At 57.4% G+C, this 12,465-nt stretch carries 11 protein-coding genes; 1 reads left to right on the top strand and 10 read right to left on the bottom strand.

The annotated features are described in order from the left end of the window. Window positions 1–9: 9 nt before the first annotated feature. On the bottom strand, window positions 10–570 hold the full coding sequence (locus ACQUTD_RS04730) for a VOC family protein (RefSeq protein WP_473273897.1): 561 nt from the start codon (window positions 568–570) through the stop codon (window positions 10–12). A 245-nt stretch (window positions 571–815) separates the two neighbouring features. Here ACQUTD_RS04730 and argS point away from each other — a divergent pair, with 245 nt between their 5' ends. Next, entirely contained in the window at window positions 816–2,549 is a 1,734-nt protein-coding gene (gene argS / locus ACQUTD_RS04725; RefSeq protein ID WP_473273896.1) for an arginine--tRNA ligase, read from the top strand. Between the two features lie 102 nt (window positions 2,550–2,651). On the opposite strand, the gene bglB is transcribed toward argS, so the two are convergent. The 9 genes from bglB to cheR form a co-directional block, all read right to left on the bottom strand. Next, entirely contained in the window at window positions 2,652–3,791 is a 1,140-nt protein-coding gene (bglB, locus tag ACQUTD_RS04720; protein ID WP_473273895.1) for a beta-galactosidase BglB, read from the bottom strand. Next, a complete protein-coding gene (locus tag ACQUTD_RS04715) occupies window positions 3,792–5,378 on the bottom strand; it encodes an MFS transporter (protein ID WP_473273894.1) in 1,587 nt (528 codons plus the stop codon). It abuts the gene before it with no gap. Between the two features lie 273 nt (window positions 5,379–5,651). Continuing rightward, window positions 5,652–6,044, bottom strand: a complete 393-nt coding sequence (flhE, locus tag ACQUTD_RS04710) for a flagellar protein FlhE (RefSeq protein ID WP_072568859.1) — start codon at window positions 6,042–6,044, stop codon at window positions 5,652–5,654. Next, window positions 6,044–8,122, bottom strand: coding sequence for a flagellar biosynthesis protein FlhA (gene flhA, locus ACQUTD_RS04705; protein WP_072568860.1), 2,079 nt, complete (start codon window positions 8,120–8,122; stop codon window positions 6,044–6,046). Before flhA ends, flhE begins: the two co-directional genes overlap by 1 nt. After that, entirely contained in the window at window positions 8,115–9,263 is a 1,149-nt protein-coding gene (flhB, locus tag ACQUTD_RS04700; RefSeq protein WP_321987638.1) for a flagellar biosynthesis protein FlhB, read from the bottom strand. Before flhB ends, flhA begins: the two co-directional genes overlap by 8 nt. Window positions 9,264–9,475: 212 nt before the next feature. Beyond that, entirely contained in the window at window positions 9,476–10,120 is a 645-nt protein-coding gene (gene cheZ, locus ACQUTD_RS04695) for a protein phosphatase CheZ (protein ID WP_072568862.1), read from the bottom strand. Between the two features lie 13 nt (window positions 10,121–10,133). Next, the gene (gene cheY / locus ACQUTD_RS04690; protein WP_072568863.1) at window positions 10,134–10,523 is read right to left on the bottom strand and encodes a chemotaxis response regulator CheY; all 390 of its coding nucleotides are present in this window, start codon (window positions 10,521–10,523) and stop codon (window positions 10,134–10,136) included. Window positions 10,524–10,539: 16 nt separating this feature from the next. Then, complete coding sequence (gene cheB, locus ACQUTD_RS04685; protein ID WP_072568864.1) at window positions 10,540–11,589, bottom strand: protein-glutamate methylesterase/protein glutamine deamidase; 1,050 nt, start codon at window positions 11,587–11,589, stop codon at window positions 10,540–10,542. Then, window positions 11,586–12,452, bottom strand: a complete 867-nt coding sequence (gene cheR, locus ACQUTD_RS04680) for a protein-glutamate O-methyltransferase CheR (protein ID WP_072568865.1) — start codon at window positions 12,450–12,452, stop codon at window positions 11,586–11,588. Before cheR ends, cheB begins: the two co-directional genes overlap by 4 nt. Window positions 12,453–12,465: the final 13 nt, after the last annotated feature.

Here is a 12,465-nt window from a genome sequence, read left to right as displayed (position 1 = left end):
ACGCTGTGATTAATGCTCGCTGGCGACGATCTCCTCAATCGACCAGGGATGGAATTTGATCGTCACCTTGCCGTCGCTGACCGCCAGCGTCGGATTCGGCAGACGCTCGCGCTCCCCTTTTGGCGAACTGGTTTTCACAACAATGCCCGGCTGGCTCAGGCCCTCGTCCGCCAGCAGCGCCAGCGCCCTGGCGTTAAGGCTTTGCGGATCGCCGGGCAGGACGATTTCGATATGCTCCCAGCCCTCATGGGGATAGCGTTTTTCGCCGGGCCACGGCAGCTCCACCACTTTAAACTGCCAGTGCGCCACCGTCACCGGTTCGTGCAGCTTAAACAGGCAAATGGGGCGTCCGTTAATCAGCGTTTCGCTGAGTAACTCGCCGCACTGCTCAAGACCGGCCCGCCAGCGTTCGGCAGTGGCGTTCTGATGACAGCGCAGAGAAATGTGATCGGCATCAAGGGGGGCGATATCCAGACCGAGCCGGGTGGCAAGTTCTGTTAACGCCAGAGTGAAGCGCGGTAAATCCGCGGAAATATCATGCAGTTCATCAATTGTCTGCCAGTGTGCCATCGTCAGTGCCTTTCACGGGTCGCAAAACCGCTAATTTACCCTGTTGCCGGTGGCTTACCAACCGCTGATTTACAGCAGGCGCAACTGAATGATTATTCATGGATCTGCCGCGATTTATTTGCGCATTCTGCACCCGGTCGCAGGGCTGACGGCAGGGGCCAATTGCAGTATACTCCCGCCTTTGATGATCAACATCCGGGTGCAGCCAGCCCTTACGCGCTGCGCCATTAACCAAAGGTATCACGGTGAATATTCAGGCTCTTCTCTCAGAAAAAGTCAGTCAGGCACTGATTGCCGCAGGCGCGCCTGCGGATTGCGAACCCCAGGTTCGTCAGTCAGCAAAAGTACAGTTTGGCGACTATCAGGCTAACGGCGTGATGGCGGTTGCTAAAAAACTGGGTATGCCCCCACGACAAGTTGCAGAGCAGGTGCTGACTCATCTCGATCTCAGCGGCATTGCCGGCAAAGTGGAAATCGCCGGACCTGGCTTTATCAACATTTTCCTTGAGCCTGCGTTTCTGGCGGCCCAGGTGGATCAGGCGCTGGCCTCCGATCGCCTCGGCGTTTCCCGCCCGGCGCCGCAAACCGTGGTGGTCGATTACTCCGCGCCTAACGTCGCCAAAGAGATGCACGTCGGTCACCTGCGCTCAACCATTATCGGCGATGCCTCGGTGCGCACGCTGGAATTCCTCGGCCATAACGTCATTCGCGCGAACCACGTCGGCGACTGGGGCACCCAGTTCGGCATGCTGATCGCCTTCCTGGAGCTGAAGCAGCAGGAAAACGCCGGTGAAATGGCGCTGGCGGATCTGGAAGAGTTCTACCGCGCAGCCAAAACCCATTATGACGCTGACGAAGCCTTTGCCGAACGCGCCCGTAACTACGTGGTGAAACTGCAAAGCGGCGACGAATATTGCCGTGAGATGTGGCGCAAGCTGGTGGACATCACCATGACGCAGAATCAGATCACCTACGAGCGTCTGAACGTGACCCTGACCCGTAAAGACGTGATGGGCGAAAGCCTGTATAACCCGATGCTGCCGGGTATCGTGGCCGATCTGAAAGAGAAAGGTCTGGCGGTGGAAAGCGAAGGCGCAACCGTGGTCTTCCTTGACGAGTATAAAAATAAAGAAGGCGAGCCGATGGGCGTCATCATCCAGAAAAAGGATGGCGGCTACCTCTACACCACCACGGATATCGCCTGTGCGAAATACCGCTATGAAACCCTGCATGCGGATCGCGTGCTCTATTACATCGACTCCCGTCAGCACCAGCACCTGATGCAGGCGTGGACCATCGTGCGTAAAGCCGGTTACGTGCCGGACAGCGTGCCGCTGGAACACCATATGTTCGGCATGATGCTCGGCAAAGACGGCAAGCCGTTTAAAACCCGCGCGGGCGGCACGGTGAAGCTGGCGGATCTGCTGGATGAAGCACTGGAGCGCGCGCGTCGTCTGGTCGCGGAGAAAAACCCGGACATGCCAGCGGACGAGCTGGAAAAACTGGCTAACGCCGTGGGTATCGGCGCGGTGAAATACGCGGATCTCTCCAAGAGCCGTACCACCGACTATATCTTCGACTGGGACAATATGCTGGCGTTTGAGGGCAACACCGCGCCCTACATGCAGTATGCCTACACCCGCGTGCTGTCGGTATTCCGTAAGGCCGGTCTGGATGAAAGCACGCTGAGCGACGCGCCGGTGATCCTCACCGAAGATCGCGAAGTGCAGCTGGCCGCCCGTCTGATGCAGTTTGAAGAGACGCTGACCGTGGTCGCCCGCGAAGGTACGCCGCACGTGATGTGTACTTACCTGTACGATCTGGCAGGGCTGTTCTCCGGCTTCTATGAGCACTGCCCGATCCTGAGCGCGGAAAACGAAACCATGCGCCAGAGCCGCCTGAAGCTGGCGCTGCTGACGGCCAAAACCCTGAAGCTGGGTCTGGATACCCTGGGTATAGAAACCGTAGAGCGGATGTAATAAAAAACCCCGGTTCGCCGGGGTTTAATTTTTGCACATCTGATTAGCGAAGCGTCATCAGGCGTTTTCCCCGGTGGCGCGTTGCTTACCGGGGCTACAACCTCAGAAGTATTTCCGCAAATACTCCGTCAGGCATAACATCGCCATCGCCTGGCCGTAGGGCATGGAGGTGCGCGGAATATTGCGGTAGAAATCCAGATCCGATCCCATTCCGGTACCAAACGACGTCTGCAACAGCTCCCCTTCCGGCGAAATGTTATTCACGATACCTTTAATGGCCTTCTCCGCCACCTCTGCATATTCCTGGCTGATATAACGCTTACGCACCGCCTTCAGAATGCCGTAGGCAAATCCTGCCGTCGCTGATGCCTCCAGATAAGAGTGCGGATCGTCGAGCAGCGTATGCCACAGGCCGCTGTCATCCTGACATTTCGCCAGCGCCGCCACCTGCGCGTTCAGCACCTGCACCAGATAACGGCGCACGGCGTTGTTTTCCGGCAGATCCACCAGTTCCAGAAAATCCGGGATCACTATGGTCAGCCAGCTGTTGCCCCGCGCCCAGCGCGCTTTCGCAAAGTTATGGTTGCCTTCGTAATTCCAGCCGTGGAACCACAGCCCGGTTTCCCTGTCCATCAGGTTCTGCACGTGCAGCAGGAACTGATACACCGCCTCTTCCACATAGGCCGGGCGATCCAGCAACTTGCCGATTTTCGCCAGCGGCAGCACGGTCATCATCAGCGTGTCGTCCCACATCTGCTGATGATTTTCCTCTGCCAGGGTGATGTGCTGCATGCCGCCGTGTTCGGTGCGCGGCATGTCGTGCATCGCCCACTCCGCCCAGCTTTCCAGCCACGGCAGATACGCCGGGTTGAGGTTTTCCTCATAGCGGTACGCCAGCGTCAGGAACGGCGCCATGGTGTTGACGTTTTTGGTGGTCGCCCCTTCCGCAAAGCGGTCGGCAAACCAGGCATCGATAATATCGCGCATTGCCAGATCGCCGGTCTGCTGGTAGTACTGCCAGATGCCATACAGACCGACACCGTGCGTCCACTCCCAGCCCGCCCAGCCTTTGGTATCAATGACGCGCCCGTCATCTAATCGCAGTAAAAACTCACCGGATTCATCCCGAATGTTGACCAGGTTATGGGTCACTTTCTGGATCAGTGCCTTCAGCTCATCCCGGGCGATAAAACGCTCCGGCTGACGCAGTAAAGGGCTATATTTGACAGGATAAACAATCATTTACTTCACCTCCTGAGTATTGTATTCAGTCGCTGCGCGGGCTTTAAGAGAGCCCGGGGCTGGCTTATTGCGATTCAGATAGCCAATGTTGTTATTGCCCCACAGGGATTCGAACGGCATACCCGCCAGCATTTCCACGGTTGCACGCGCCTGCGGGGTGACGGTTTCCGGCATCACGCGGCCTGTCTGGCGCATTTTTTCGGTTTCTTCCCGCAGCACGCTATGGGTTTTCAGATTCAGTTTGAAGCGCAGTGAGACCAGGAAGCCGCACAGCAGCACCGCCACCGTACCGAAGCAGAGGATCATCAGAATGGTATGGCTGACAGATTCCACCTGGGTTTTCTGACCAGAAACAAAGCCGGAGGCCTGCATGATGATCCCCACCAGCATAATCGCACCCGCCTGGGAGGCTTTACGTGTCAGGGTCATGATGCCCGCGAAGATACCTTCACGACGCTGCCCGGTGATCACTTCATCCACGTCAGCAATGTAGGTATAGGTGTTCCACGGCACGTAGTTGATACCACCACGTCCCAGACCAGCAATCGCGGAGACCAGCAGCAACAGCGAATAGATGTCGCTCAGACCGGCGTAATAAAGAATGGCGTAGGACGCTGAGCTCAGACCAAACAGTACCACCACCATGCGGTAGGACGGCGCGGGTCCGAAACGGATACACAGCGGGATCATCATGATGACCGCGATGAACTGGAAGATCGCCATGGTGCCCAGCAAGTTCGACGCCATTGACGCATCCTGCATCAGCACGAACACCACATAGTAAGTAAAGACGGCATTGAAGACGTCCTGCGCGATATAGCCGCCCAGGTACATGCCCAGGTGCTGACGGAAAATCTTGATGCGCAGGGTGGAGCTTAACTCCGTAAACAGACGGCTCATGCTCTGGCCGAAAGTAAGGTGTTTTTTCTCCTCTTCTGCACGCAGCGCCGCTTCGGTCCAGTCTTCACGCGGCCGTTCCCAGGTGAAGAACCAGACAAAGGTAAGCATCAGCGCGCACAGCACCGAGAACACCAGGCTGGCATAAAAGAAGGAAACCGGATTGTCTTTACCGAAATGGGTTAACAGAATGCCCGGCAGGAAGGACGCCAGAATAGCGGACATCTGCGCCATACCGATACGCGCGCCGGAGAATTTGGTTTTCTGTTTGAAATCGTCGGTCATCTCCGGCACCAGGGTTTCATAAGGCACGAGGATCATGGTGTAGACGATGTCGAAAATCAGGTAGGTCAGCAGGTAGTACCAGAATCCCATGTCGCCGACCCACATAATGGAGTAGCTGAACACGGCGGGTATACCGAGCAGGATAAAGAACTTGCGACGACCGAAGCGTTTACCCAGCCAGGTCGAACCAAAGTTATCGGTTAAAAAGCCCATCAGCGGACTGATCACCGCGTCCAGTACCCTTGCGGTGGCAAAGATAAAGGTGGCTTCGATAGGCGTTAAGCCGCAGAAGGTGGTGTAGAAGTACAGAAGCCAGGCCGCAGTCAGCGCTGTGGTGCCCGCTCCAAGAAAGTCACCCGAGCCGTAGGCCAGGTAGTTTGCCAGTCCAATTTTACGTGTCTTCATTGCCGCAAACCCTTTTTGTTATTGGGAGCTCTCAGGCAATTGGCGTAGCCTGAAAGGAACATTACACGGCTAAAGTAGAATTATGTGATGAGAGAAACCTTTCTGTTTCTGCCAGGGTACTGACGCAACTGGCAAAAATGCAAAGAGTCTCATCATGCGTGTCACTGATTTATAAAACAGTGTTTCTCGCGGTTCAAAAGGCGGGGCCAAAATATGAGAGGCAGCCACCGGATTGCGGAAGAAATCACCAGTGGCGGGTTAAAAGACGGGCATTTAGCGGTAGTTAACAATCACTTCGTTGCGGCTGACTTTCAGCGCCGGGATTAGCCTGCCGCCGCCGGGCACTTCCCAGATAAAGCGTAACGGCTCGGCCGCCGGAACATTGGCGAAGCCCATGGTCGTACCGCTTTCGCCGTCCAGCTCCACGCAACGCGATTGCGAACACAGGCGCACCAGCAGGCCCGCCGGGGTCGGGCCGTTAAGTTCGTAGCGCCAGGCCACCAGCGTCATCAGACCGCTGGCTGGCTGCGGGGCGGACAGCGGCTGCGATGACGCCGCCTGCCCACGGTGACTGAGCGTGATGCCGATACTGCTGGCCTGCCACGCCCCCTCACCCGCCGCCTGGGCGAACAGCGGCAGGGCGATTAACCAGGCAAGATGACGCATTATTTGCCTCCGATGGTGGCGGTCATGCGGATGCTGCGGTTATCCGACAGCTCCATGTTGGACAGCACCACCAGCTGCGGCAGACTGCGGCGCAGGAAGCGCGACAGCAGCGGACGCAGGGCATGGTTGACCAGCAATACCGGCGGCGCGCCAAGCATCTCCTGACGCTGCAGGGCTTCCTGGGTTTGCGCCAGCAGGCGATCCGCCAGACCTGGCTCCAGACCGCCGCCGCCCTGCAGGGCCTGCAACAGCAGACGTTCAAGGGGCGTATCCAGACCAATCACCTGCACTTCCCCGCTGCCAGGGAACCACTGCTGGGTTATGGCGCGACCCAGCGCCACGCGCACAACCGTCGTCAGCTCATGAGGATCGTTCTGTACCGGCGCATGTTCCGCCAGGGTTTCCAGAATGGTGCGCATATCGCGGATCGGCACTTTTTCTTCCAGCAGGTTTTGCAGCACTTTATGCAGCGTGGTGAGCGTGACCACGCCCGGCACCAGATCTTCCGTCAGCTTCGGCATCTCCTGGGTAACGCGATCCAGCAGTTGCTGCGCTTCCTGACGGCCAAACAGTTCAGATGAATATTGTCCGATCAGATGGTTAAGGTGAGTGGCCACCACGGTACTGGCTTCCACCACGGTATAACCCTGGATCTGCGCCTGCTCTTTCAGGGCGCTTTCGATCCAGATCGCCGCCAGGCCAAAGGCCGGATCGACGGTCTGCTCGCCCGGCAATGTGCCCGCCGCGGTGCCAGGGTTAATCGCCAGCCAACGGCCCGGATAGGCGTCGCCGCTGCCGATCTCCACCCCTTTCATCAGAATACGATAACGCGCGGGCGGCAGATCCATGTTGTCGCGGATATGCACCACCGGCGGCAGGAAGCCCATGTCCTGCGCGAACTTCTTACGGATACTGCGGATACGGCCTAACAGCTCGCCATCCTGCTGCATATCCACCATCGGGATCAGGCGGTAGCCCACTTCCATACCCAATGGATCTTCCAGCTGCACATCGCCCCAGGTGGCTTCCACCGCCTGGGTATTTTCCGGCAGCTTCACAGGCGCGGCTTCCACCGGCGCCTGTTGCTGGCGGCCGCGCAGCCACCAGGCGAGACCCAGTAACGCGCCGGTAAACAGCAGGAACACAAAGTTCGGCATCCCCGGCACCAGACCCAGCAGACCCAGCACCGCGGCGCTTAATACCATCACGCTCGGATTGGTGAACAGCTGGCCCACCATCTGCTGGCCCACATCTTCATCCGTAGCCACGCGGGTCACAATGACACCCGCCGCCGTGGAGATCACCAGCGCCGGGATCTGCGCCACCAGGCCATCACCGATGGTCAGCAGCGTATAGGCTTCCGCCGCATGACCGACATCCATACCGTGTTGCAGCACGCCCACCAGCAGGCCGCCGATGACGTTAATCACCATGATCAGGATGCCCGCGATGGCATCGCCGCGCACGAATTTACTCGCACCGTCCATTGAGCCGTAAAAATCCGCTTCCTGGGTAACTTCAGAGCGGCGCTTTTTCGCCTCTTCTTCGCCAATCAACCCGGCGTTAAGATCGGCGTCGATAGCCATCTGTTTGCCCGGCATCCCGTCCAGTACAAAGCGCGCGCCCACTTCTGCAATACGCCCGGCACCTTTAGTGATAACCATAAAGTTGATGATCACCAGGATGATAAACACCACGATACCGATGGCGAAGTTACCGCCCACGAGGAAGTGACCGAAGGCTTCAACCACTTTACCCGCCGCCGCGCCGCCGGTATGCCCGTCCATCAGGATGATACGGGTGGAGGCGACGTTCAGCGCCAGGCGCAGCAAGGTGGTGAACAGCAGGATCGTCGGGAAGGCGGCGAATTCAAGCGTACGCTGGGTGAACATCGCCACCAGCAGCACCATGATCGACAGCGCAATGTTGAACGTAAATAACAGGTCAAGAATGAACGCCGGAAGCGGCAGCACCATCATCGACAAAATAAGCATGATGAGGATCGGTCCGGCAAGGATCTGCCATTGAATCGACTTCATGTTGCCAGGCAAACGCAACTTTGCCACCAGATTATTCATCAGTGTCCTTCTCGTTCATAAAATCCAGCGCTTCAGGCACCGGAAGATTTGCAGGTTTAACAGGTGCAGTACCCCCCGCCAGACGCCAGCGTTTCAGCTGCCATACCCAGGCCAGCACTTCCGCCACGGCGGCATAAAGCTGGCCGGGGATCTGCTGACCAATTTCCGCATGGCGATAGAGCGCACGGGCCAGCGGAGGGGCTTCAAGGGTGGGAATTCGGTTTTCGTTGCCAATTTCACGGATGCGCAGGGCCACCAGCCCTGCCCCTTTGGCGATCACTTTCGGCGCGCTCATTTTGTTTTCGTCATACTTCAGCGCCACGGAGTAGTGCGTCGGGTTGGTGACGATGACGTCAGCCGTCGGCACATCGGCCATCATGCGACGACGCGCGGCGGCACGCTGCATCTGCCGGATGCGCCCTTTCACATGCGGGTCGCCTTCGGTCTGTTTGTACTCATCGCGAATATCCTGACGGGACATGCGCAGTTTCTTAAAGTGGCTGTAGAGCTGGAAGCCCACGTCAAAGCCGACCATCGGGATAATGCTCAGTACCACCAGCAGCACGCACATGCCCACCAGATCGAGGGCATTGTTCATCGCCGTGGTCGGCGCCTCGCTGACCAGACGCATAATTTCTGGCCACTTATTCCATAAATAGAGTGCGGCGACCCCGCCCATCAGCACTGATTTAAGGACGGCTTTCAGCAGTTCGGCCCCGACCTGCGCGGAAAACAGGCGTCCGATACCGGTAATAGGATTGAGTTTGGAAAATTTAAACGCCAGGGATTTGGTGCTGAAAATCAGCCCGCCGAGCAGCACCGGCGACACCAGCGCAATGATCACCACCCCGGTGATCAGCGGGAGCAGCGCATAAATCGCCTCTTTCACCAGCAAAATCACCTGACCCAGGATCAGCTTCTGGTCGTTAATGATGCCGTGGTCAAACCGCAAGCCTGACGCCAGTAGCCCCGCCAGCCGTCGGGCGATCGACTCACCGCCAATCCACACGATACTTACGCCCACCACTAAAATCAGCAGTGACGTCAGTTCTTTGGATCGGGGGATCTGCCCTTCCTCACGCGCTTTGTCCAGTCGTTGGGGTGTGGGGGCTTCTGTTTTGTCGTCGCTATCTTCTGACACAGCCGAAGTTCCGGAGATATAGGTTTGTAGCATGATGCCAGAGAGAGGCCGCCGCAATGGGCAGATAAACGCGACTAAAAGGCGGTTTTTTCAGGCGATAAGAACCCTGCGGCGTGTCACGCAGCATCGGGATAATGCAGAGAGTGGAGGGCAAATTCATTAACCCCACTCCCCGCCTGCCGGAGTGCGCAGGCGGAAAGCGGGATTGTTGATCAGAAACCGAGGCTGTCCAGCAGGTCGTCGACCTGATCCTGGCTGGCCACGACGCCTGCTTTGGTGGTGTCCAGTTGCGGACCGTTCAGCAGGCTGTCGTTTTCACGTTTGGCGCGTGCTGCCGGTTCCGGCATGTTATCGAGCAGCACCATCAGCAGCTGACGCTCGATTTCCTGGATCACATCCATCATGCGCTTGATCACCTGACCGGTCAGATCCTGGAAATCCTGCGCCATCATGATGTCGAGCAGCTGGGCGTTGGTGAAGCTGGTATGACCCGGCACGTCGCCCAGATACTGACGTGTATCTTTCACCAGTTCTTTGGCATCCGTCAGCTCGATAGGATTCTCGAACCACTCATCCCAGCGTTTGGTCAGGGATTTCGCGCCGGATTCCATCGCGTCCTGGTGCGGCTGCGAGGCTTCAACGCTGTTCAGTGCACGTTCGGCGGCCTGCGCCGTCATCTGCACAACATAGTCGAGACGGTCACGCGCATCCGGAATGGCTTCTGCCGCTTCGGCAATCGCCTGATCCAGACCCAGCTCACGCAGGCTGTCACGCAGCATACGCGTCAGGCTGCCGATGCGGGCGATAATGTCTCCGGCAGCGTTTTCGTCTGCCGGTTTAATCTGCGATTGATGCATCATTATCCTGCCCTCACATGCCAAGTTTCTCGAAGATCTTGCCAAGTTTCTCTTCGAGTGTTGCAGCGGTGAATGGTTTCACCACGTAGCCGCTTGCGCCTGCCTGCGCGGCCGCAATGATGTTCTCTTTTTTCGCTTCCGCCGTGACCATCAGCACCGGAAGCGACGCCATGTTACCGCTGGCACGAATGGTTTTTAACAGTTCCAGACCGTCCATGTTCGGCATGTTCCAGTCAGAAATGACAAAACCGAAACCACCCGCCTGCAGTTTATTCAGCGCGTCAACGCCATCTTCTGCTTCTTCGACGTTGTTGAAACCCAGCTCTTTCAGCAGGTTGCGCACGATGCGACGCATGGTGGAAAAGTCATCCACAACCAGAAACTTGAGCTCTTTGTCCGCCATAAAACTACACTCCTCTTTAAATACGTATTGCCTGTCCGGCACTGATTTTTGCCAGCATCTGCTGGCTTACCTGGCTAAGATCGACCACTTCGCTAACGCCACCCATATTGATAGCCTCGCGCGGCATGCCGAACACCACACAACTTGCTTCGTTTTGTGCAATGGTCCAGGCGCCCGCCTGGTGCATCGCTAACATACCGGCCGCGCCGTCGTTGCCCATACCGGTGAGGATCACCCCAACGGCATTACGACCCGCGAACTTCGCCGCCGAATGAAAGAGTACGTCCACCGACGGGCGATGGCGGTTAACCGCCGGGCCGTCGTGGATCTTGATTTGATAGTTTGCCCCACTGCGCGACAGCTCCATGTGCCGATCACCGGGCGCAATATAGGCGTGTCCTGGCAATACACGCTCGCCGTCCTCTGCTTCTTTCACGGTGATCTGGCACAGCTTGTTCAGACGCTCGGCAAAAGAACGGGTAAAACCCGGCGGCATATGCTGGGTAATGAGGACCGCCGGGCTGGAAAGCGGCAGCGGTTGCAGCACATGCCGGATCGCCTCGGTGCCGCCGGTGGATGCGCCGATCACCAGCAGTTTTTCCGAACTAAGCAGCGGCCCGGCTTTTAAGGTGGCAGGCGCTGCCGTCGGCTTATGCGCCGCCAGTTTCGCCCGGGAAGCGGTACGCACTTTTTCAGCGATCATTTCGCTGTAGGCCAGCATGCCTTCGCGGATCCCTAACTGCGGTTTGGTGACGAAATCAATCGCCCCCAGCTCCAGCGCGCGCAGCGTCACTTCTGAACCCTTACCGGTTAGTGAGGAAACCATCACCACCGGCATCGGACGCAGACGCATCAGCTTTTCAAGAAAATCCAGCCCATCCATGCGCGGCATTTCAACATCCAGCGTCAGGACATCGGGGTTAAATTTTTTGATTAAATCCCTCGCCACCAGCGGGTCCGGCGCGGTTGCCACCATCTCCATATCGCTGTGACTATTGATGATTTCCGTCATTATCTGGCGCATCAGTGCGGAATCATCAACGGACAATACCCTGATTTTACTCATGCTTTTTCCTTACTCAGCGCATAAACAGTCTGCCCACGGAGGGTGAACTCACGCGCGAGGTTGCTAAAATTCTCCGAGTGCCCGGCAAAGAGTAATCCGTCAGGCTTAAGCAAGGGTGCAAACCGACGCAGAATGTCCTGCTGAGTCGTTTTATCAAAATAAATCATTACGTTACGACAAAAAATTGAGTCGAACGGCCCCTGCACGTTGTACTGTTTGGCGAGCAGGTTAAGCGGGGTGAATTCAATGTAATTCGCCAGCTCCTGACGGACGCGCACCAGCCCTTCATGCGGGCCGGTGCCGCGCATGAAATAACGCTGTAGTTGCTGCGGTGACAGCGTTTTCAGTTCGTCCACGCGGTAGATGCCGCTTTTGGCTTTCTCCAGCACTTCGGTATCGATGTCGCTGGCGATCACTTTAAAGCGCCCCGGCGCCATACCGAGCGAATCCGCCAGGGTGATGGCAATGGAGTACGGCTCTTCCCCGGTGGAGGCCGCCGCGCACCATACGCGGTACTCGCCACTGCGTTTGCGGGCGTGGTCAGCCAGCACCGGGAAGTGGTGAGCTTCCCGGAAAAAAGCCGTCAGGTTGGTGGTCAGGGAGTTAATAAACGCCTGCCACTCAGCATTACTCTGATTCGCCTCCAGCATGCTGAGATAGCGACCAAAATCATCCAGGCCCAGCGCGCGCAGGCGACGGACGAGACGGTTGTAAACCATGTCACGCTTATGATCAGCCAGTACAATCCCTGCACGCTGGTAAATCAGTTCACATATCCGACGAAAATGCGTGTCGGACAACGCCAGACGTTGTGTCATCTGTAACAGCAGCGATGTTTGCCCGGTGGGCGTGGATGAGGTCATAGCGCCTTCTTAA

Source organism: Enterobacter sp. K510, from assembly GCF_055804875.1.
The sequence above is the reverse complement of the archived record's forward strand: the minus strand, read 5'-3'. Positions and strand labels throughout refer to the sequence as shown.

Coding starts and splice junctions, on each gene's coding strand:
- flhA (WP_072568860.1), bottom strand. CDS start 8,122: ATGAATAATCTGGTGGCAAAGTTGCGTTTGCCTGGCAACATGAAGTCG.
- cheR (WP_072568865.1), bottom strand. CDS start 12,452: ATGACCTCATCCACGCCCACCGGGCAAACATCGCTGCTGTTACAGATG.
- ACQUTD_RS04730 (WP_473273897.1), bottom strand. CDS start 570: ATGGCACACTGGCAGACAATTGATGAACTGCATGATATTTCCGCGGAT.
- ACQUTD_RS04715 (WP_473273894.1), bottom strand. CDS start 5,378: ATGAAGACACGTAAAATTGGACTGGCAAACTACCTGGCCTACGGCTCG.
- flhE (WP_072568859.1), bottom strand. CDS start 6,044: ATGCGTCATCTTGCCTGGTTAATCGCCCTGCCGCTGTTCGCCCAGGCG.
- cheB (WP_072568864.1), bottom strand. CDS start 11,589: ATGAGTAAAATCAGGGTATTGTCCGTTGATGATTCCGCACTGATGCGC.
- cheY (WP_072568863.1), bottom strand. CDS start 10,523: ATGGCGGACAAAGAGCTCAAGTTTCTGGTTGTGGATGACTTTTCCACC.
- bglB (WP_473273895.1), bottom strand. CDS start 3,791: ATGATTGTTTATCCTGTCAAATATAGCCCTTTACTGCGTCAGCCGGAG.
- cheZ (WP_072568862.1), bottom strand. CDS start 10,120: ATGCATCAATCGCAGATTAAACCGGCAGACGAAAACGCTGCCGGAGAC.